The 19669-nt window shown below is 71.7% G+C and carries 14 protein-coding genes; 7 read left to right on the plus strand and 7 right to left on the minus strand.

Annotated elements, in window-relative coordinates:
- Window positions 1–82: 82 nt before the first annotated feature.
- The 3 genes from ACZ562_RS18150 to ACZ562_RS18160 form a co-directional block, all read right to left on the minus strand.
- Window positions 83–1546 carry a glutamate synthase subunit beta gene (locus ACZ562_RS18150; RefSeq protein ID WP_471179748.1) on the minus strand — a complete coding sequence of 488 codons (1464 nt, stop codon included), beginning with the start codon at window positions 1544–1546 and terminating at the stop codon, window positions 83–85.
- Window positions 1539–6137 carry a glutamate synthase large subunit gene (gene gltB, locus ACZ562_RS18155; protein ID WP_471180318.1) on the minus strand — a complete coding sequence of 1533 codons (4599 nt, stop codon included), beginning with the start codon at window positions 6135–6137 and terminating at the stop codon, window positions 1539–1541. Before gltB ends, ACZ562_RS18150 begins: the two co-directional genes overlap by 8 nt.
- Before the next feature lie 370 nt (window positions 6138–6507).
- The gene (locus ACZ562_RS18160; protein ID WP_471179750.1) at window positions 6508–7239 is read right to left on the minus strand and encodes a VIT1/CCC1 transporter family protein; all 732 of its coding nucleotides are present in this window, start codon (window positions 7237–7239) and stop codon (window positions 6508–6510) included.
- A gap of 306 nt (window positions 7240–7545) precedes the next feature.
- Here ACZ562_RS18160 and ACZ562_RS18165 point away from each other — a divergent pair, with 306 nt between their 5' ends.
- The 7 genes from ACZ562_RS18165 to ACZ562_RS18195 are packed head-to-tail and all read left to right on the plus strand — an operon-like array spanning window position 7546 to window position 15542.
- Entirely contained in the window at window positions 7546–8682 is a 1137-nt protein-coding gene (locus ACZ562_RS18165) for an ADP-ribosylglycohydrolase family protein (RefSeq protein ID WP_471179752.1), read from the plus strand.
- Window positions 8585–9958, plus strand: a complete 1374-nt coding sequence (locus ACZ562_RS18170) for an ADP-ribosylglycohydrolase family protein (protein ID WP_471179755.1) — start codon at window positions 8585–8587, stop codon at window positions 9956–9958. Before ACZ562_RS18165 ends, ACZ562_RS18170 begins: the two co-directional genes overlap by 98 nt.
- Window positions 9959–9966: 8 nt before the next feature.
- Complete coding sequence (locus tag ACZ562_RS18175; protein ID WP_471179757.1) at window positions 9967–11142, plus strand: ADP-ribosylglycohydrolase family protein; 1176 nt, start codon at window positions 9967–9969, stop codon at window positions 11140–11142.
- Window positions 11130–12626: an ADP-ribosylglycohydrolase family protein gene (locus tag ACZ562_RS18180; protein WP_471179760.1), complete on the plus strand. Its 1497-nt coding sequence runs from the start codon at window positions 11130–11132 to the stop codon at window positions 12624–12626. Before ACZ562_RS18175 ends, ACZ562_RS18180 begins: the two co-directional genes overlap by 13 nt.
- Window positions 12623–13516, plus strand: coding sequence for a ribokinase (gene rbsK / locus ACZ562_RS18185; RefSeq protein WP_471179762.1), 894 nt, complete (start codon window positions 12623–12625; stop codon window positions 13514–13516). The genes ACZ562_RS18180 and rbsK overlap by 4 nt, the downstream gene beginning before the upstream one ends.
- The gene (locus ACZ562_RS18190; protein WP_471179765.1) at window positions 13513–14715 is read left to right on the plus strand and encodes a CaiB/BaiF CoA transferase family protein; all 1203 of its coding nucleotides are present in this window, start codon (window positions 13513–13515) and stop codon (window positions 14713–14715) included. Before rbsK ends, ACZ562_RS18190 begins: the two co-directional genes overlap by 4 nt.
- Window positions 14712–15542 carry an HpcH/HpaI aldolase/citrate lyase family protein gene (locus ACZ562_RS18195; RefSeq protein WP_471179768.1) on the plus strand — a complete coding sequence of 277 codons (831 nt, stop codon included), beginning with the start codon at window positions 14712–14714 and terminating at the stop codon, window positions 15540–15542. Before ACZ562_RS18190 ends, ACZ562_RS18195 begins: the two co-directional genes overlap by 4 nt.
- A gap of 72 nt (window positions 15543–15614) precedes the next feature.
- Here ACZ562_RS18195 and lgt read toward each other — a convergent pair whose 3' ends face one another.
- The 4 genes from lgt to trpB form a co-directional block, all read right to left on the minus strand.
- A complete protein-coding gene (gene lgt, locus ACZ562_RS18200) occupies window positions 15615–16595 on the minus strand; it encodes a prolipoprotein diacylglyceryl transferase (RefSeq protein ID WP_471179771.1) in 981 nt (326 codons plus the stop codon).
- Between the two features lie 82 nt (window positions 16596–16677).
- Window positions 16678–17454: a DsbA family protein gene (locus tag ACZ562_RS18205; protein ID WP_471179774.1), complete on the minus strand. Its 777-nt coding sequence runs from the start codon at window positions 17452–17454 to the stop codon at window positions 16678–16680.
- 89 nt (window positions 17455–17543) lie between these two features.
- Window positions 17544–18362 (minus strand): tryptophan synthase subunit alpha, encoded by an 819-nt coding sequence (gene trpA, locus ACZ562_RS18210; protein WP_471179776.1) that lies wholly within the window; start codon window positions 18360–18362, stop codon window positions 17544–17546.
- Window positions 18359–19645, minus strand: coding sequence for a tryptophan synthase subunit beta (trpB, locus tag ACZ562_RS18215; RefSeq protein WP_471179779.1), 1287 nt, complete (start codon window positions 19643–19645; stop codon window positions 18359–18361). Before trpB ends, trpA begins: the two co-directional genes overlap by 4 nt.
- Between the last annotated feature and the right edge of the window lie 24 nt (window positions 19646–19669).

Here is a 19669-nt window from a genome sequence, read left to right on the forward strand (position 1 = left end):
GGTCGGGGACAAGGGGCAGGCGCCGTCTGTGTTCCGTACGCCGTTGTACGGGACGTCTGTTGAGATGCTTTCCTGGCGTCCGTCAGACCATCAGCGCGCGGTCCGTCGGGCGGATCGGGGCCGGCAGGTCGCTGGCACCGGTCAGGAAGCGGTCGACGCCGCGGGCGGCCGAGCGGCCCTCCGCGATCGCCCACACGATGAGCGACTGGCCGCGGCCGGCGTCACCGGCGACGAAGACGCCCGGCACGTTGGTCTGGAAGTCGGCGTCGCGGGCGATGTTGCCGCGCTCGTCGAGGTCCAGGCCGAACTGGTCCACCACGCCGTTCTCCCGGTCGGTGCCGGTGAAGCCCATGGCGAGGGTGACCAGCTGGGCGGGGATCTTGCGCTCCGTGCCCGGCTTCGAGGTCAGCTTGCCGTCGACGAACTCGACCTCGGTGAGGTGCAGCCACTGGACGTTGCCGTCCTCGTCGCCCTCGAAGTGGGTGGTGGAGACGGAGTAGACCCGCTCGCCGCCCTCCTCGTGCGCGCTCGTCACCTTGTAGAGCATCGGGAAGGTCGGCCAGGGCTGGGAGACCGCGTTCCGCTCGTCGTTCGGGCGGGGCATGATCTCCAGCTGTGTGACCGAGGCCGCGCCCTGACGGTGGGCGGTGCCCACGCAGTCCGCGCCGGTGTCGCCGCCGCCGATGACCACGACGTGCTTGCCCTCGGCCGAGATCGGAGGCGCCACGAAGTCGCCCTCCTGGACCTTGTTGGCCAGCGGCAGGTACTCCATCGCCTGGTAGATGCCCTTCAGCTCCCGCCCGGGGACGGGAAGGTCACGGGCGGTCGTCGCACCGGCGGCGATGACCACGGCGTCGTACCGCTTGCGCAGGTCCGTCGCCTTGAGGTCGCGGCCGATCTCGATGCCCGTGCGGAAGCGGGTGCCCTCCGCGCGCATCTGCTCGATACGGCGGTTGATGTGCCGCTTCTCCATCTTGAACTCGGGGATGCCGTAGCGGAGGAGGCCTCCGATGCGGTCCGCGCGCTCGTAGACGGCGACGGTGTGGCCCGCCCGGGTCAGCTGCTGGGCGGCGGCCAGGCCCGCCGGGCCCGAGCCGATGACCGCGACCGTCTTGCCGGAGAGCCGCTCCGGCGCCTGCGCGGCGACGTCACCGGTCTCCCACGCCTTGTCGATGATCGAGACCTCGACGTTCTTGATGGTCACGGCCGGCTGGTTGATGCCCAGCACACACGCCGACTCGCAGGGAGCGGGGCACAGACGGCCCGTGAACTCCGGGAAGTTGTTCGTGGCGTGCAGGCGCTCGGAGGCGGCCGCCCAGTCCTCGCGGTAGGCGTAGTCGTTCCACTCGGGGATCAGGTTCCCCAGCGGACAGCCGTTGTGGCAGAACGGGATGCCGCAGTCCATGCACCGGCTGGCCTGCTTGCTGATGATCGGCAGCAGGGAGCCGGGGACGTAGACCTCGTTCCAGTCCTTGAGGCGCACCTCGACCGGGCGGGACTTGGCGACCTCGCGGCCGTGGTTGAGAAAGCCCTTGGGATCAGCCATTGGTCGCCGCCTCCATCATCTTCTCGGTGATCTCGGTCTCGGAGAGACCGGCTCGCTCGGCGGCGTCCTTGGCGGCGAGCACTGCCTTGTACGTGCTGGGGATGATCTTGCTGAAGCGCTCCACGGCCTCGTCCCACTCGGCGAGGAGCTTCTCGGCCACGGTCGACCCGGTTTCCTCGGCGTGGCGGCGCACCACGTCGTGCAGCCACTGCTTGTCACCCTCGGACAGCGCCTCGACCGCGTCGAGGTTGCCGACGTTGACGTTGTCGCGGTTCAGGTCGATGACGTACGCGACGCCGCCCGACATGCCGGCCGCGAAGTTGCGGCCCGTCTCGCCGAGGACGACCGCGTGACCGCCGGTCATGTACTCGCAGCCGTGGTCGCCCACACCCTCGGACACGACGGTGGCGCCGGAGTTGCGGACACAGAACCGCTCGCCCGTACGGCCGCGCAGGAACAGCTCACCGCCGGTCGCGCCGTACGCGATGGTGTTGCCCGCGATCGTCGAGTACTCGGCGAGGTGGTCGGCGCCCCGGTCGGGGCGGACGATCACCCGGCCGCCGGAGAGGCCCTTGCCGACGTAGTCGTTGGCGTCACCCTCCAGCCGCAGCGTGACACCGCGCGGCAGGAACGCGCCGAAGGACTGGCCCGCGCTGCCGGTGAAGGTGATGTCGACGGTGTCCTCGGGCAGGCCCGCTCCGCCGAACTTCTTCGTCACCTCGTGGCCGAGCATGGTGCCGACCGTGCGGTTGATGTTGCGGATCGCGACCTGGGCGCGCACCGGCTGGGCGTCGGTCGCGGAGTCCGCGGCCAGGGCGTCGGCGGCGAGCTTGATCAGCTCGTTGTCGAGCGCCTTCTCCAGCCCGTGGTCCTGCGCGATCACCTGGTGGCGCACCGCGCCCTCGGGCAGCTCGGGCACGTGGAAGAGCGGGGCCAGGTCCAGGCCCTGCGCCTTCCAGTGGTCGACGGCACGCGTGACGTCCAGCGCCTCGGCGTGGCCGACGGCCTCCTCGATGGAGCGGAAGCCCAGCTCGGCGAGGATCTCGCGGACCTCTTCGGCGATGAACTTGAAGAAGTTCACGACGTACTCGGCCTTGCCGGAGAACCGGTCCCGCAGGGTCGGGTTCTGGGTGGCGATGCCCACCGGGCAGGTGTCCAGGTGGCAGACGCGCATCATGACGCAGCCGGAGACGACGAGCGGCGCGGTCGCGAAACCGAACTCCTCGGCGCCGAGCAGCGCGGCGATGACGACGTCACGGCCGGTCTTCAGCTGACCGTCGGTCTGCACGACGATGCGGTCGCGCAGGCCGTTGAGCAGCAGCGTCTGCTGGGTCTCGGCGAGGCCGAGCTCCCAGGGACCGCCCGCGTGCTTCAGCGAGGTCAGCGGCGAGGCGCCCGTACCGCCGTCGTGGCCGGAGATGAGGACGACGTCCGCGTGGGCCTTGGACACACCGGCGGCGACCGTGCCGACGCCGACCTCCGACACCAGCTTCACGTGGATGCGTGCCGCCGGGTTCGCGTTCTTGAGGTCGTGGATCAGCTGGGCCAGGTCCTCGATGGAGTAGATGTCGTGGTGCGGCGGCGGGGAGATGAGCCCCACGCCCGGCGTCGAGTGCCGGGTCTTCGCCACCCACGGGTACACCTTGTGGCCGGGCAGCTGGCCGCCCTCGCCTGGCTTGGCGCCCTGGGCCATCTTGATCTGGATGTCGTCGGCGTTGACCAGGTACTCGGAGGTCACACCGAAGCGGCCGGAGGCGACCTGCTTGATCGACGAACGACGGGCGGGGTCGTAGAGGCGGTCCGCGTCCTCGCCGCCTTCACCGGTGTTGGACTTGCCGCCCAGCTGGTTCATGGCGATGGCGAGGGTCTCGTGCGCCTCCTTGGAGATGGAGCCGTACGACATGGCGCCGGTGGAGAACCGCTTGACGATCTCCGAGACCGGCTCGACCTCGTCGACGGAGATCGGCTGCCGGTCGCTCTTGAACCCGAACAGGCCGCGCAGCGTCATCAGGCGCTCGGACTGCTCGTTCACCCGGTCCGTGTACTTCTTGAAGATGTCGTAGCGGGCGCTGCGCGTCGAGTGCTGGAGGCGGAAGACCGTCTCCGGGTCGAACAGGTGCGGTTCGCCTTCGCGGCGCCACTGGTACTCGCCGCCTATCTCGAGGGCGCGGTGCGCGGGAGCGATGCCACTCGCCGGGTACGCCTTGGCATGGCGGGCGGCGACCTCCTTGGCGATGACGTCGATGCCGACGCCGCCGATCTTGGTGGCCGTGCCGTTGAAGTACTTCTCGACGAAGGCGTCGTCGAGGCCGACGGCCTCGAAGACCTGGGCGCCTCGGTAGGAGGCGACGGTCGAGATGCCCATCTTGGACATGACCTTCAGGACGCCCTTGCCGAGCGCGTAGATCAGGTTGCGGATGGCCTTCTCGGGCTCGATGCCCGGCAGGAAGGTGCCGGCGCGGACCAGGTCCTCGACCGACTCCATCGCCAGGTACGGGTTCACGGCGGCGGCGCCGAAGCCGATGAGCAGGGCGACGTGGTGGACCTCGCGGACGTCACCGGCCTCGACGAGCAGGCCCACCTGCGTGCGCTGCTTGGTGCGGATGAGGTGGTGGTGGACGGCCGAGGTGAGCAGCAGCGAGGGGATCGGCGCGTGCTCGGCGTCCGAGTGGCGGTCCGACAGGACGATCAGGCGGGCGCCGTTCTCGATGGCGGCGTCGGCCTCGGTACAGATCTCGTCGATGCGCGCGGCGAGGGCGTCGCCGCCGCCGGAGACCCGGTACAGGCCGGACAGGGTCGCGGCCTTGAAGCCGGGCATGTCGCCGTCGGCGTTGATGTGGATGAGCTTGGCCAGCTCGTCGTTGTCGATGACCGGGAAGGGCAGGGTGACGCTGCGGCAGGACGCGGCCGTCGGCTCGAGGATGTTGCCTTCCGGGCCCAGTGACGAGCGCAGGGAGGTGACCAGTTCCTCGCGGATCGCGTCCAGCGGCGGGTTGGTGACCTGCGCGAACAGCTGGGTGAAGTAGTCGAAGAGCAGCCGCGGGCGCTCGGACAGCGCGGCGATCGGCGAGTCCGTGCCCATCGAACCGATCGGCTCGGCACCGGACTTGGCCATCGGCGCCAGGATGACGCGCAGCTCCTCCTCGGTGTAGCCGAAGGTCTGCTGGCGGCGGGTGACCGAGGCGTGCGTGTGCACGATGTGCTCGCGCTCGGGCAGGTCGGAGAGCTCGATCTCGCCGGTTTCGAGCCACTCCGCGTACGGCTTCTCGGCGGCGAGCTCGGCCTTGATCTCGTCGTCCTCGATGATGCGGTGCTCGGCGGTGTCGACGAGGAACATCTTGCCGGGCTGCAGCCGGCCCTTGCGGACGACCTTGGAGGGGTCGATGTCGAGGACACCGACCTCGGAGCCGAGGACGACGAGGCCCTCGTCGGTGACCCAGTAGCGGCCGGGGCGCAGGCCGTTGCGGTCGAGGACCGCGCCGACCTGGGTGCCGTCGGTGAAGGTGACACAGGCCGGGCCGTCCCAGGGCTCCATCATCGTGGAGTGGAACTGGTAGAAGGCGCGCCGGGCCGGGTCCATGGAGTCGTGGTTCTCCCACGCCTCTGGGATCATCATCAGCACGGAGTGCGGCAGCGAACGGCCGCCCAGGTGCAGGAGTTCGAGGACCTCGTCGAAGGACGCCGAGTCGGAGGCGTCCGGCGTGCAGACCGGGAAGATCCGCTCGATGGCCTTCTCGTCGGAGCCGAACAGGTCGGAGACCAGCTGGGACTCCCGGGCGCGCATCCAGTTGCGGTTGCCCTTGACCGTGTTGATCTCGCCGTTGTGCGCGACGAAGCGGTACGGGTGGGCGAGCGGCCACGAGGGGAAGGTGTTCGTGGAGAACCGGGAGTGCACGAGCGCGATCGCGGAGGCGAAGCGGCGGTCGGACAGGTCCGGGAAGAAGGGCTCGAGCTGACCGGTGGTCAGCATGCCCTTGTAGACGATGGTCCGCGCGGACAGCGACGGGAAGTAGACGCCGGCCTCGCGCTCGGCGCGCTTGCGCAGCACGAAGACCTTGCGGTCGAGGTCGATGCCCTCGCTGACGCCGTCGGCCACGAAGACCTGACGGAAGGCGGGCATCGTCGAACGGGCGGTGGCGCCCAGCAGTTCGGGGGCGACCGGGACCTCGCGCCAGCCGAGGACGGTCAGGCCCTCGTCCGCGGCGATCGTCTCGATCTGCGAGACGGCGCCGTCGGCGCCGTCCTCGGGCAGGAAGGCGATACCGACGGCGTACGCGCCGGCCTGAGGAAGTTCGCATCCGGCCACCTCGCGGAAGAAGGCATCCGGGACCTGGGACAGGATGCCCGCGCCGTCACCCGAGTCGGGCTCGGAGCCGGTGGCGCCGCGGTGCTCCAGGTTGCGCAGAACCGTGAGCGCCTGCTCGACCAGCGCATGGCTCGCCTCGCCGGTGAGGGTGGCCACGAAGCCGACGCCACAGGCGTCGTGCTCGTTGCGGGGGTCGTACATACCCTGCGCAGCAGGGCGAGCATCCATGAAGGACCAGTTCTGGCCATTCGCGGAGTGCTGGGACGGCTGGCGCGGCGTACGCATCGGCTCTCCCGTCGTCGTCATGTGGCATATGAAATGTGCCGAGGGACGACGTTGGCCCTCTGCGTGGCATGTGAAATTTCGTGCAGGTTACATGATGGAGCGGTTCTCGGGAACCGGATACTCCGTTCCAGCATGCGGACGGCCGCGGGGTCGCGGCGGGGCGCCGCGCGCGGCGGTGAAAGCTATGGGGACCGAAGCGGACAGATCGGTGTCCGTCGGACCGTGAGCGGGAGGAGCGTCGTCGCCCATCCCGCAGATGCGCGGCAGGCCTCATTGCCCACAGCGCTTACGGCTCATGCCCGGTGGTTAAGCATTCGAAACCAGGGAGTAACGGGTACTTATGCGGCCCAACGCATAAGTTCCAGTCGGCCTATCCTACGGCCGTTCCGAACAAACTGCCCAGGGCGTACGTCACACCGGCCGCCGCACCACCGAGAGCGAGCTGCCGCAGACCGCTGAACCACCAGGTCCGCGCCGTCACCCTGGCCACCACCGCACCGCATGCGAACAGCCCGGCGAGCGCCAGCAGGACGGCGGGCCACAGCGCACCGGCGCCGAGCAGATACGGCAGTACGGGCAGCAGGGCCCCCAGCGCGAAGGAACCGAACGACGACACGGCCGCGACCAGCGGCGAGGGCAGATCGCCGGGGTCGATGCCGAGTTCCTCGCGTGCGTGTATCTCAAGGGCCTGCTCGGGGTCCTTCGACAGCTGGTGGGCCACTTCCCGGGCGAGCGCGGGCTCGACGCCCCGTGCCTCATAGAGGGCCGCGAGCTCGGCCTCCTCGTCCTGGGGGTGCTTTCTCAGCTCCCGCCGCTCCACATCCAGCTCGGCCTCGACCAGCTCGCGCTGCGAGGCCACCGAGGTGTACTCGCCGGCGGCCATGGAGAAGGCGCCCGCGGCGAGACCGGCGAGTCCGGTGATGACTATGGTCTGCTGACCGACCGAACCACCCGCGACGCCGGTCATGAGGGCGAGGTTGGAGACCAGACCGTCCATCGCGCCGAAGACGGCGGGGCGCAGCCAGCCGCCGTTCACGTCCCGGTGCGTGTGGTTGTCACGGTGCGCCTCGTGCAGCGTGGCTTCGGTCTCGATGATGGCCATGCGGTCCCCCAAGAAAGCTTAGGCAAAGCTAAGTCTGGACTGTTTCTACTTTTCGACAATACCGAAGGTACGCCTCGGAATTTCCTTCCGCCAGCAAGGAAAGGCTGGGCTAACCTGCGCTTTTACCGTGTGATGCTCATCCGATGTGACCTGCGCACATTTGTCGACCGGGTGACTCCGAGGCACGTGAGGCTGCAGTGAACACCGCGCCGGGGGACAGTTCCGCAAAGGATTCCGCGCGGTAGCCGCGTGGATTCCGCGCCCTTGAGACGCCTTCACAGGCGCCCTTGAGAGGAGAGGCCGCGTATGGCATCGATCGCCTGCATTCCCTCCGTCCCGGCGCCCGGGAACGCCGCCGAACTCCGCGAACGGGCCCGCGGCGCGCTGCTCGGCCTCGCCGTCGGGGACGCCCTGGGGGCTCCGGCCGAGAACATGAAGCCCTCCGAGATCCGCGCCCGCTGGGGCCGCATCACCGGGTACGTCGCCGAGCACCCGTCGGGCACCGACGACACCGAGTACGCGGTCTTCTCGGGCCTCCTGCTGGCCCGCCACGGCTCCGCGCTGACCACGGCCCATGTGGAGGCGGCCTGGCACGAGTGGATCGCGGACCGTGCCGAGGGCCCCTTCCGCGGGGCGGGCTTCAGCGAGCGCGGCACGCTGGAGAACCTGCGCCGCGGGCTGGCCGCCCCCATCTCGGCCCAGCACCGGCACGCCTGGAGCGACGGACTGGCCATGCGCGCCGCGCCCTTCGGCGTGTTCGCGGCCGGCCGGCCCGCCGAAGCCGCCCGGCTGGTGGCGATCGACGGCTCGGTGAGCCATGACGGCGAGGGCATCTACGGCGGCCAGGCGGTCGCGGCGGGCGTCGCGGCGGCGATGGCGGGCGCCCCGACGGTCGCGGTCGTGGCCTCGGCCCTCGCGGTCGTGCCCGAGGACTCCTGGACGGCCCGCTCGCTGCGCCGGGCCGTGGCGGTCGCCCACTGCGGCGAACGCGCGGTCCGCTCCGCCGTCGTCATCGGCGGCTACCCGTGGACCGACCTGGCCCCCGAGGCGGTCGCCCTCGCCTTCGGCGCGTACGCCGCCGCCGACGGCGACTTCAAGGAGGCCGTCCTGACGGCCGTGAACATGGGCCGCGACGCCGACACCACGGCGGCGGTGGCCGGCGCCCTGGCGGGCGCGACCCAGAAGGCCTCGGCGATCCCCGCCGAATGGGCCTCGGCCATCGGCCCGGTCCGCGGCAGATGCCTGCCGTCCATGGCCGGCCACCACGTCCTGGACATCGCGGAACTGCTGACGCCGGACGAGACGGGCAAGTGGGGCGCGGACATCCTCGTGGAGGAACTCGTCGATGAGCTCGTCGGCGATCTCGTACGGCGGGACGGCGGGCCCGCACCCGACCCCACCGCCTTCACCCTCGCCACCGACGACGACGAGGTACGGCCATGAGACCCCGCCGCACCGAACAGCTCCAGCGGGGCCCCGCCACAGGCGAGAAGCACGGACCCGCCCACGACCCCCGACGACGACCCGGCAGCCCCACACCCGACCCCGCACCCGACCCCACCGCCTTCACCCTCGCCACCGACGACGACGAGGTACGGCCATGAGACCCCGCCGCATCGAAGGGCTGCTGCTGGGTCTCGCCGCGGGCGACGCCGCCGGATGGCCCGCCGCGCGCCACCGCGCCGCACGCATGCCCGAGTGGACCCGACGCCTCACCCGCGAGCTGGACACCTTCGCAGAGCAGAACGCGACGACCACCCTCCCCGTGCCCATCGCGCTGAACCAGCCGCCGGAACCGCTCCGTCTCGGCCCCTCGGACGACGCCGAGTGGGCGGTGTTCGCCGCGGAGGCCGTACTGCGCGCCGGGGACGACAGCGCGCTCGGCGACCTGAGCCGGGAGCGCCGGACCCGGGCGGCGATCGACCTGACCTGGAACGCCCTGGCCAGCGAGGTGGCCGCGGCGGCCGAACGCGCCCCCGAGATCGAGTCGGCGGTGCTGCCGCTGCGCGCCCGTATCTCCGTCCGGGCCGGTCTCGGCAACCTCGCCGCAGGCCTGCGCCCGCCCGCCACCGGCCACGACAACCCGCACTACTTCGACGACGCCGCCTGCGTACGGGCCTGCGTCCTCGCCGTGGCCCACCCCGGCGACCCCCGACTCGCCGCCGACCTGGCCGAGTTCGACGCCCGCTACACCCAGGACGGCGACGGAGTGCACGGTGCGCGCGCGATGGCGGCGGCCGTCGCACGAGCCCTCGCCGGTGCGAAGGTGGAGGACTGCGTGGCGGCCGCGCTCGCGGAACTCCCCGAGGAGACGGAGATCGGCCGGAACGCCCGCGACGCGCTGAAGCTGGCCCTCGACGCGGACGGCGCCTTCGCCGCGGTCCCGGCACTCGAGCACCGGATCGTCGACCACGTCTACAGCTACGGCATCGCCGCCGCCGAGACGGTCCCGGTCGCCCTGGCCCTGGCCACCGCGGCCGGCGGCGAGATCGCGCAGGCGGTCCCCGCCGCCGCCTGCCTGTCCCGGGTCGCGGACTCCGCCCCCGCCCTGGTGGGCGCCCTGACCGGTACCCTCGGCGGCGGTGCCGCGGTCCCCGAGTCCTGGCGAGAGACCTGCCGCACGCTCTCCGGCTGCGTACTCCCCCGGCTCACCGGCACCGACCTGGTGGAACTCGCCGAACTCCTGGAAGCCACACAACCGGCCCCACCAGGAGGATGATTCGGGGCATGACGCCCAAAGGAGAAGAAAACCGAGCGGGAAGCCTGGAGGAGCGGATCACCGGAGCGCTCGTCGGAGCCGCCGTGGGCGACGCCCTGGGCGGCCCCGTGGAGGGCTACTCGCCCGAGCAGATCCTCGAACGCCACGGCGGCCGCGTCCACGGCATCGTCGGGCCCTGGAACGGCGACGCCTGGCGCACCGCCCGCCCCATCGCCCCGTACCACAAGGGCGACGGCCACGTCACCGACGACACCTTGATGACGCATGCGCTGGTACGGGTGTACGCGCAGGTCCGCGACCATCTCGACGCGTACGCGATCGCCGACCGCCTGGTCCCGGACCTGATGACGAACCCCCGCTGGATCCCGGAACTGGAGGCGGAGGCACTCCCGTTGCAGAGGATCTTCCTGGCGGAGAAATGGCTGGTGGCGAGGATCCACTACGGCCATGCCGACCCGCGCGAAGCCGGCGTCGGCAACATCGTCAACTGCGGTGCCGCGATGTACATGGCCCCGGTCGGCCTGGTCAACGCGGCCAACCCGGCGGGCGCGTACGCCGAGGCCCTGGACGTCGCCGGCGCACACCAGTCGTCGTACGGCCGTGAGGCAGCGGCCGTCTTCGCGGCGGCGGTGGCGGCGGCGAGCACGCCCGGCGCGACCCCGGACTCGGTCGTGACCGCCTGCCTCGGCCTCGCGCAGGACGGCACGCGAGCGGCGATCGAGACGGTCTGCGACGTGGCGTCCCGGTACACGGACTTCGAGTCGGCCCTCGGCCCGCTCCGGGAGGCGGTGGCGCCCTACGACACGGTGGGCCCCGACTACCGGGCCCCCTCCCTGGCCGCCCGCCGCCCCTCCCGCCTGCACACGATCGAGGAACTCCCCGTCGCCCTCGGCATGGTGCTCGTCGCGCACGGCGACTTCCGCCACGCGGTCCTGGGCGCGGTGAACTACGGCCGCGACTGCGACTCGATCGCGACGATGGCCGGCGCGCTGGCGGGCGCCCTGGGCTCGCCTGCCCCCGAGGACTGGGCGAAGACGGTCGCGGAGGCCAGCCGCCTGGACCTGTGGGAACCGGCGACGGCGCTCACGGAGGTCACCCGGGAGATCTTCGAACGGGACGTCCGCCGCCGCCGGGCCCACGAGGCGGCGTTCGCCGAGCTCGGAGGCCCGAGATGCTCCGACTGACCTGGGTCCAGCCGGAAGACCTGCTGGGCCACGAACTGCGCCAGGCGGCACTGGACGGGCGGGAGCCCTCGGCGATCGCGGCGAGGTGGCGTGCGGCGGGCGGGCCGGACGCTCCCCTCCGGGCGGGAGCATCACCGGAACCGGCGTCTAGGTATCTGCGGCTGCTGGCGGAGGACCTGCTCGACGAACTGGCGGACCTGCCGGGCAGGTTGGCGGACAGCGAACCGACGGACCTGGCAAAGCTCAAGGCGCTGTGCACGAGTTGGCCTTCAGGGCTCGAGACCGGCCGGGGCCGCCCAGCCGCGGTCAGTCGGTCCGGCCCAGCCGCGGGCCGTCGTGCCGCCGGGGCGCCACCCGTCCCGAAGAAGGACGGCACCCCGCAGGCGCCGGGCAGCGCGACCCACCCCCCGGCAACCACCCAGGCCCGCCTGGAAGCCGCCTGGCTCGGAAGAGCCGTCGGCTGCCTCCTGGGCAAACCCGTCGAAAAGCTCCCCCTGACCGGCATCCGCCAACTGGCCAGGTCAACCGGCAACTGGCCCCTCACCACGTACTTCACCGCCCGCGGCGTCCCCGAGGACCTCCTCACGGCATACCCCTGGAACCGCCGCTCGGCGACCACGTCCCTCGCCGAGAACATCGACGGCATGCCCGAGGACGACGACCTGAACTACCCCCTCCTGAACCTTCTCCTGCTCCAGCGCCACGGCAAGCACTTCACCACCAGGGACGTCGCGTCCCTCTGGCTCGACGAACTCCCCGCCGGCCGCACGTTCACCGCCGAACGCATCGCCTACCGCAACCTCCTCACCGGCCTCGAACCCCCGCGCACGGCCCGCCACCGCAACCCCTTCCGCGAGTGGATCGGCGCCCTGATCCGCGCCGACATCCACGGCTGGACGAACCCCGGCGACCCGGCGGCAGCGGCGGAGCAGGCCCACCGGGACGCCACCCTCACGCACACCGCCAACGGCGTCTACGCGGCGATGTTCACGGCGGCCGCCATCGCCACCGCGGCCACCGGATCCCACGACATCCACACCTGCCTGCGCACCGGCCTCACGGTCGTCCCCCCGGCCTCCCGCCTCGCCCGAGCAGTCGACCACGCCGTCCAACTGGCCCGGTCCCACAAGGACTTCGACACGGTCGTCGACCAACTCCACGCGGCCCACGGCCACACCCACCACTGGGTCCACGCCGTCCCCAACACCGCCCTGATCGCCGCCGCCCTCACCCACGCGGACGGCGACTTCAACGGCTCCGTCTGCCGTGCCGTGTCCGGCGGCTGGGACACCGACTCCAACGGCGCCACCGCAGGCGGCATCGCCGGGCTCCTCGCGGGCAGCCCCGCCGCACTCCCGGACCACTGGACGGCCCCCCTCAAGAACCGCCTGTCCACCACCGTCGGCGACTTCAACGGCATCGGCTTCGACACCCTGGCCCACCTCACCCACGAGCTCACCTCGCTGGAGGCACCGCGCCCATGACCCACATCGCCGTACTCGGCAGCACGAACATGGACCTCGTCGCCTACGTCGAGAAGGCCCCGCAGCGCGGAGAGACCGTGACGGGACGGGAGTTCCGTACGATCCCCGGCGGCAAGGGCGCCAACCAGGCGGTCGCCGCGGCCCGCGCGGGCGCCACCGTGTCGATGATCGGCGCGGTCGGCAACGACGCCTTCGGCAGCCGCCTGCGCTCCACCCTCGAACTCTCCGGCGTGAACACCGACCACCTGCGCACCACCGAGGGCCCCTCGGGCACCGCGCACATCGTCGTGGACGACGAGGGCGGCAACGCGATCGTCGTGATCCCCGCCGCCAACGGCACCGTCGAGCACCTCGCCCCCGGCGACGAAGGTCTCATCGCTTCGGCCGACGCGCTGCTCCTCCAGCTGGAGATCCCCCTGGCGGCGGTCGTCGCGGGCGCGCGGACGGCCCGCGCCCACGGCGTCCGTACGATCCTGACTCCGGCCCCCGCCCAGCCGCTCCCGCCCGAACTACTCGCCGCCACCGACCTGCTGGTCCCCAACGAGCACGAGGCCGCCGCCCTCACCGGCATCACCGACCCGCAGGGCGCGGCCCTGGCCCTGCTCGACCGGGTGCCGGAGGTGGTCATCACCCTGGGAGCGGCGGGCAGCCTGTACGCGGCCCGGGGCGCCGAACCGCTCACCGTCCCCGCACCCCGGGTCACCGCCGTCGACTCGACCGGCGCGGGCGACACGTTCGTGGGCGCGCTCGCGGTGGCGCTGGGCGACGAACGGCCGGTGCCCGAAGCGCTGGCGTGGGCGGGGGCGGCAGCCGCGCTGTCGGTCCAGCGGGAAGGCGCGTCGGCGTCGATGCCGTACCGGTCCGAGATCGAGGCGCGGTTCACCGCATGACCACCTCTCCCCCGACCAAGCCCCTGACCGGTGTGCGCGTCCTCGACCTCGCCACGCTTTTCGCAGGCCCGCTCGCCGCCACCCTGCTCGGCGACTACGGCGCCGAGGTCATCAAGATCGAGCACCCGGCGAAACCGGACCCCTCCCGCGGCCACGGCCCGTCGAAGGACGGTGTGGGCCTGTGGTGGAAACTCCTGGGCCGCAACAAGCGCACCGTCACCCTCGACCTGTCGAAACCGGGCGGCCGCAGGACCCTCCTCCGCCTCGCCGCCACCGCCGATGTGATCATCGAGAACTTCCGCCCCGGCACCCTGGAGAAGTGGGACCTGGGCTGGGAGGAGCTGTCGGCCGCCAACCCGCGCCTCGTCCTCACCCGGGTCACCGGCTTCGGCCAGTTCGGCCCGTACGCGCGCCGCCCCGGCTTCGGCACCCTCGCCGAGGCGATGAGCGGCTTCGCCGCCATCACGGGCGAGCCGGACGCGCCCCCGACGCTCCCGCCCTTCGGTCTCGCCGACTCCATCGCGGCGCTGGCCACCGCCTACGCCGTCATGACGGCCCTCGCGGCACGCGAACGCACCGGCGAGGGCCAGGTCGTCGACATGGCGATCATCGAGCCGATCCTGCTGGTGCTCGGCCCGCAGCCCCTCTGGTACGACCAGCTCGGCCACGTCCAGCCCCGCACCGGCAACCGCTCCCAGAACAACGCCCCGCGCAACACCTACCGCACCGCGGACGGCACCTGGGTCGCCGTCTCCACGTCCGCCCAGTCGGTCGCGGAACGCGTGATGCGCCTGGTGGGCCGCCCGGAGCTGATCGGCGAACCATGGTTCGCGACGGGCGCGGACCGGGCCCGCCACTGCGACGTCCTCGACGAGGCGGTCGGCACCTGGATCGCCGAACGCACCCGCGAGGAGGTCCTCGCCGCCTTCGAGAAGGCGGAGGCGGCGGTGGCTCCGATCCAGGACGTGCGGGACGTGATGACGGACCCTCAGTACCAGGCGCTCGACACCGTCACGACCGTCGACGACCCCGAACTGGGGCCGCTGCGCATGCAGAACGTCCTCTTCCGGCTCTCCGCCACCCCCGGCGCGATCCGCTGGGCGGGCCGCCCGCACGGCGCCGACACGGACACGGTCCTGACCGAACTCGGCCTGACCCCGGCCGAACTGACCGCCCTGCGCACGGAGGGAGCCCTGTGACCACGGCGCCCCTCACCTGGCTGTACGCCCCGGGCGACCGCCCGTCCGTCGTCGCGAAAGCTCTGCGCGCCGGCGCCGACGTCGTCGTGATCGACCTGGAGGACGCGGTCGCCCCCGACCGCAAGGAGTACGCCCGCGCCGCCACCGCCGAACTCCTCGCCGAACCGCAGCCCGTCCCGGTCCACGTCCGGGTGAACGCCCTGGACGGGCCCCTCGCCGACACCGACCTCCGGGCGGTGGCGGCCCTCCCCGGCGTGTCCGGCCTGCGCCTCCCGAAGGTGACCTCGCCCGAGCAGGTGGTCCGCGTCGCGCGGGGCACGGCCCCCGCCGACGGAGGCGCACCCTCGCTGTACGCCCTCCTGGAAACCGCCCTGGGCGTCGAACACGCCTACGCGATCGCCGCCGCGCACACGGCTCTGCGCGGCATCGCCCTGGGAGAGGCGGACCTACGGGCCGACCTGGGCGTTCGTGAGGACGCGGGCCTCGACTGGTCCCGCTCCCGGACCGTCGTGGCCGCCAGGGCGGCGGGCCTCGCGCCGCCGCCCCAGTCGGTCCACCCCGACATCCGTGACCTGGAGGGCCTGGCGGCCTCCTGCGCCCACGGCCGCGCCCTGGGCTTCCTGGGCCGCGCGGCGATCCATCCCCGCCAGCTCCCGGTCATCGAACGGTCCTACCTCCCCACCGAGTGGGAGCTCGAACAGGCGGAGACGATCGTGAAGGCGGCGACGAGAGAACAGGGCGCCCAGGCGCTGCCCGACGGAAGGTTCATCGATGCGGCGGTGGTGGCGATGGCGCAACGCACGCTGTCACTGGCCCGCCGACGTTAGGCCGCCTCCCCCGCACACGACGAGGGCGCCCCGGAGGATTCCGGGGCGCCCTCGTCTGCGTACGGCCGGCGGTCAGCTCTTGTTCGCGGACTCCGCCTCGCCCTTGGCGTCTTCCTTGGCCTCGTCCTTCACGCCTTCGTCCCTGTCCTCCGATACGTCCGAGGAGTCGGCCTCGGCGTCGTCCTTCGCCTCGCCCTTGGGCTCGTCCTCCGCCCCGGCCTCGGTCCTATCGTCGGAGGCACCCGGTTCGACGACAGCTTCCCGTCCCGGCCGCTTCTTCGCGGACACCACGATGTACGTCACCGCGAGGAGGAACACGATCAGCGCGGTCCAGTTGTTCAGCCGCAGGCCGAAGATGTGGTGGGCGTCGTCCACCCGCAGGTACTCGATCCAGAACCGGCCCACGCAGTACGCGGCGACGTACAGCGCGAACGCCCGCCCGTGGCCCAGCTTGAAGCGGCGGTCGGCCCAGATGACGAGCAGGGCGACCCCGATGCACCACAGGGACTCGTACAGGAACGTCGGGTGGTAGGTGCCGGGCACCCGGCCGTCCGTCGACGACGTGATCTTCAGCGCCCAGGGCAGGTCGGTGGACCGCCCGTACAGCTCCTGGTTGAACCAGTTGCCCCAGCGGCCGATCGCCTGCGCGAAGGCGATGCCGGGGGCCACGGCGTCGGCGTACGCGGGCAACGGGATGCCCCGGCGCCGGCAGCCGATCCAGGCGCCCAGCGCACCGAGCGCGATCGCGCCCCAGATGCCGAGGCCGCCCTCCCACACCTTGAAGGCGTCCACCCAGTCACGGCCCTCGCTGAAATACAGCTCGTAGTCCGTGATCACGTGGTAGAGCCGGCCGCCGACGAGGCCGAAGGGCACGGCCCAGACCGCGATGTCGGCCACCGTGCCGGCGCGCCCGCCGCGGGCGATCCAGCGCTTGTTGCCGAGCCAGACGGCGACGAAGACGCCGATGATGATGCAGAACGCGTAGCCGCGCAGCGGAATGGGGCCGAGGTACAGCACCCCGCGCGACGGGCTGGGAATGTAGGCAAGTTCCATGGCAGGGTCGACGCTACCCTGCCGGACGGGGGGCACGGCAGGCAGCTCGGCTACGGGTCCGTAACGGGGACGTGAGAATCACTTACCCCTGGTTCGCCTCCTGCACCATCTGTTTCAGCTTCGCCGGGGTCATCGTCTGGTCCTGGTAGATGTTCTTGCCGTTCAGCAGCACGGTCGGCGTACCGCTGAAGCCGCCGTCCTTGAAGGCCTGATTGGACTTCGCGACCCAGCTGTCGTGCGTACCGTCCTCCACACAGGTGCGGAAAGCGGGCGTGTCGAGGCCGTCGACCTTGCCCGCCAGCTCGATGAGCTTGCTGTCCGCAGCGAAGGCGTCGTCGTTCTCCGGCGGCTGGTTCTCGTACAGCACGTCGTGGTAGGCGGTGAACTTTCCGGCGTCCTGGGCGCAGGCCGCCGCGTTGGCCGCGTTGCCGGAGCCGCTGCCGCCCACATTGCCGTCGATGATCGTCGCGAGGTGGTAGTCCACCTTGAGCCCGCCCGTGTCCGTCAGCTCATGGATCGTCGAGCGGTACGCCGTCTCGAAGGCCTGGCAGGCCGGGCAGCGGAAGTCCTCCCAGATCGTGAGCGTCGACTTGGCGCTCTCCCTGCCGACCGGGATCGCGAGGCCGTCCTTGCCCTTGGCCCCCGAGGGCGCCACGGCGGGACCCGCCGAGTCGCCGCCCTCGTCCTTGCCGGCGTTCGCGGCGATGATGCCGATCACCGCCGCGAGGCCCAGGACGCAGACGACGCTGACGCCCACGATCAGCCCACGCCGTCGCTTCTCCGCGGCCCTCTGCTTCTCGCGCTCGACCGCCAGCCGCTCCCGGGCGGTGCGCTTTCCGTCACGGTTCTTCTCGCTCACACCCCGCAGAACGAACCGGGGAGGCGCAGCGCGCCTCCCCGGTCCGAGGTCCACCCGTACGAGGGACCGGTATGACGATGTCCCGTGCGCTACGCCTGTCCGCGCACGCCCTTCGCGAGGTCGCCCGCGAGGGCGCGGACCGCCTCGACACCGGCCGCGTCGTCCGGCGCGTCCAGCATCCGCTTCACGAAGGCCGAGCCGACGATCACGCCATCGGCGAAGCCTGCGACCTCGGTGGCCTGTTCGGCGTTGGAGACGCCGAGCCCGACGCACACCGGCAGACCGGTCCCCGTGGCCCGGGTGCGCTCCACCAGGTCCTGGGCCTGCGCGCCCACCGACTCGCGGGTGCCCGTGACGCCCATCAGCGAGGCGGCGTAGACGAACCCGCTGCCCGCCGCCGTGATCTGCGCGAGCCGTTCGTTCCTGCTGCTGGGCGCGACCACGAAGACCGTGGCCAGCCCGTGCTTCTCGGCGTGCTCCCTCCACAGCTCCGACTCCTGGACGGGCAGGTCCGGCAGGATGCAGCCCGCGCCGCCGGCCTCGGCCAGTTCGGCGGTGAAGCGCTCGACGCCGTAGCGGTCGATCGGGTTCCAGTACGTCATGACGAGGACGGGCTTCCCGGTGGCCTCGTACGCCTCCCGGACCGTCCGCATCACGTCCGCGATCCTGACCCCGCCCCGCAGGGCGACGTCGTCGGCGGTCTGGATGACCGGACCGTCGAGGACGGGGTCGCTGTGCGGCAGACCGACCTCGACGACGTCGGCGCCGCCGTCGAAGACGGCCTTGATCGCCTCGATGCCGCCGTCCACGGTCGGGAACCCGGCCGGGAGGTAGGCGATGAGAGCGGATCGTCCCTCCGCCTTGGCGGCCGCGAGGGTGTCGCTCAGCAGCTGAATGTTCCCGCTCACTTGACGTCCCCCTCGATCTCGGCGATCTCGCCGTCCGCGTCGGCGGCGACTTCGGCGTCGGTGTCGTACAGGCCGAAGTATCGGGCGGCCGTGTCCATGTCCTTGTCGCCGCGGCCGGACAGGTTGACCACGATCAGCCCGTCCCTGCCCAGCTCCCTGCCGACCTCCAGCGCACCGGCGAGCGCGTGGGCGCTCTCGATGGCCGGGATGATGCCCTCGGTCCGCGACAGCAGACGCAGGGCCTGCATGGCCGCGTCGTCGGTGACCGCGCGGTACTCGGCGCGGCCGCTGTCCTTGAGGTAGGAGTGCTCCGGCCCGATGCCGGGGTAGTCCAGACCCGCCGAGATCGAGTACGGCTCGGTGATCTGGCCCTCGTCGTCCTGCAGGACGTACGACCGGGAGCCGTGCAGGATGCCGGGCTCGCCCGCGGTCAGGGTCGCCGCGTGCTCGCCGGTCTCGACGCCGTGCCCGGCCGGCTCGCAGCCGATGAGGCGTACGTCCGTGTCCGGGATGAAGGCGTGGAAGAGGCCGATGGCGTTGGAGCCGCCGCCGACGCAGGCGACGGCGGCGTCGGGGAGGCGTCCGGCGCGCTCCAGGAGCTGGCGGCGCGCCTCGACGCCGATGACGCGGTGGAAGTCGCGCACCATCGCCGGGAAGGGGTGCGGGCCTGCCACGGTCCCGAAGAGGTAGTGGGTGTGGTCGACGTTGGCGACCCAGTCGCGGAACGCCTCGTTGATCGCGTCCTTGAGCGTGCGGCTGCCGGACTTCACGGCGATGACCTCGGCGCCGAGCATGCGCATCCGGGCCACGTTGAGGGCCTGGCGCCGGGTGTCGATCTCGCCCATGTAGATCGTGCACTCGAGTCCGAACAGCGCGCAGGCGGTGGCGGTGGCGACGCCGTGCTGGCCGGCGCCGGTCTCCGCGATGACCCGCGTCTTGCCCATCCGCTTGGTGAGGAGGGCCTGGCCGAGCACGTTGTTGATCTTGTGTGAGCCGGTGTGGTTGAGGTCCTCGCGCTTGAGGAACACCCGGGCGCCACCGGCGTGTTCGGCGAACCGGGGTACCTCGGTGAGGCTGCTGGGGCGGCCGGTGTAGTGGACGAGCAGTTCGTCGAGCTCGCGGGCGAACTCGGGATCTGCCTTCGCCTTGTCGTACTCGACGGCGACCTCGTCCACGGCGGCGACCAGCGCCTCCGGGATGAACTTGCCGCCGAACGCGCCGAAGTAGCCTTCGGCGCTGGGAACCTGACCCTCCGGGTCAGGGATGAAGAACTCGCTGGGCATGCGGAAACCTCACGGTGAGTGGTG

Source organism: Streptomyces sp. NPDC040410, from assembly GCF_055595715.1.

Excerpts from the sequence above, each read along its gene's own strand:
- ACZ562_RS18190 (WP_471179765.1), top strand. The coding sequence starts at position 13,513 with ATGACCACCTCTCCCCCGACCAAGCCCCTGACCGGTGTGCGCGTCCTC.
- gltB (WP_471180318.1), bottom strand. The coding sequence starts at position 6,137 with ATGCGTACGCCGCGCCAGCCGTCCCAGCACTCCGCGAATGGCCAGAAC.
- ACZ562_RS18150 (WP_471179748.1), bottom strand. The coding sequence starts at position 1,546 with ATGGCTGATCCCAAGGGCTTTCTCAACCACGGCCGCGAGGTCGCCAAG.
- ACZ562_RS18175 (WP_471179757.1), top strand. The coding sequence starts at position 9,967 with ATGACGCCCAAAGGAGAAGAAAACCGAGCGGGAAGCCTGGAGGAGCGG.
- ACZ562_RS18165 (WP_471179752.1), top strand. The coding sequence starts at position 7,546 with ATGGCATCGATCGCCTGCATTCCCTCCGTCCCGGCGCCCGGGAACGCC.
- rbsK (WP_471179762.1), top strand. The coding sequence starts at position 12,623 with ATGACCCACATCGCCGTACTCGGCAGCACGAACATGGACCTCGTCGCC.
- trpB (WP_471179779.1), bottom strand. The coding sequence starts at position 19,645 with ATGCCCAGCGAGTTCTTCATCCCTGACCCGGAGGGTCAGGTTCCCAGC.
- ACZ562_RS18160 (WP_471179750.1), bottom strand. The coding sequence starts at position 7,239 with ATGGCCATCATCGAGACCGAAGCCACGCTGCACGAGGCGCACCGTGAC.
- ACZ562_RS18180 (WP_471179760.1), top strand. The coding sequence starts at position 11,130 with ATGCTCCGACTGACCTGGGTCCAGCCGGAAGACCTGCTGGGCCACGAA.
- lgt (WP_471179771.1), bottom strand. The coding sequence starts at position 16,595 with ATGGAACTTGCCTACATTCCCAGCCCGTCGCGCGGGGTGCTGTACCTC.
- ACZ562_RS18170 (WP_471179755.1), top strand. The coding sequence starts at position 8,585 with ATGAGCTCGTCGGCGATCTCGTACGGCGGGACGGCGGGCCCGCACCCG.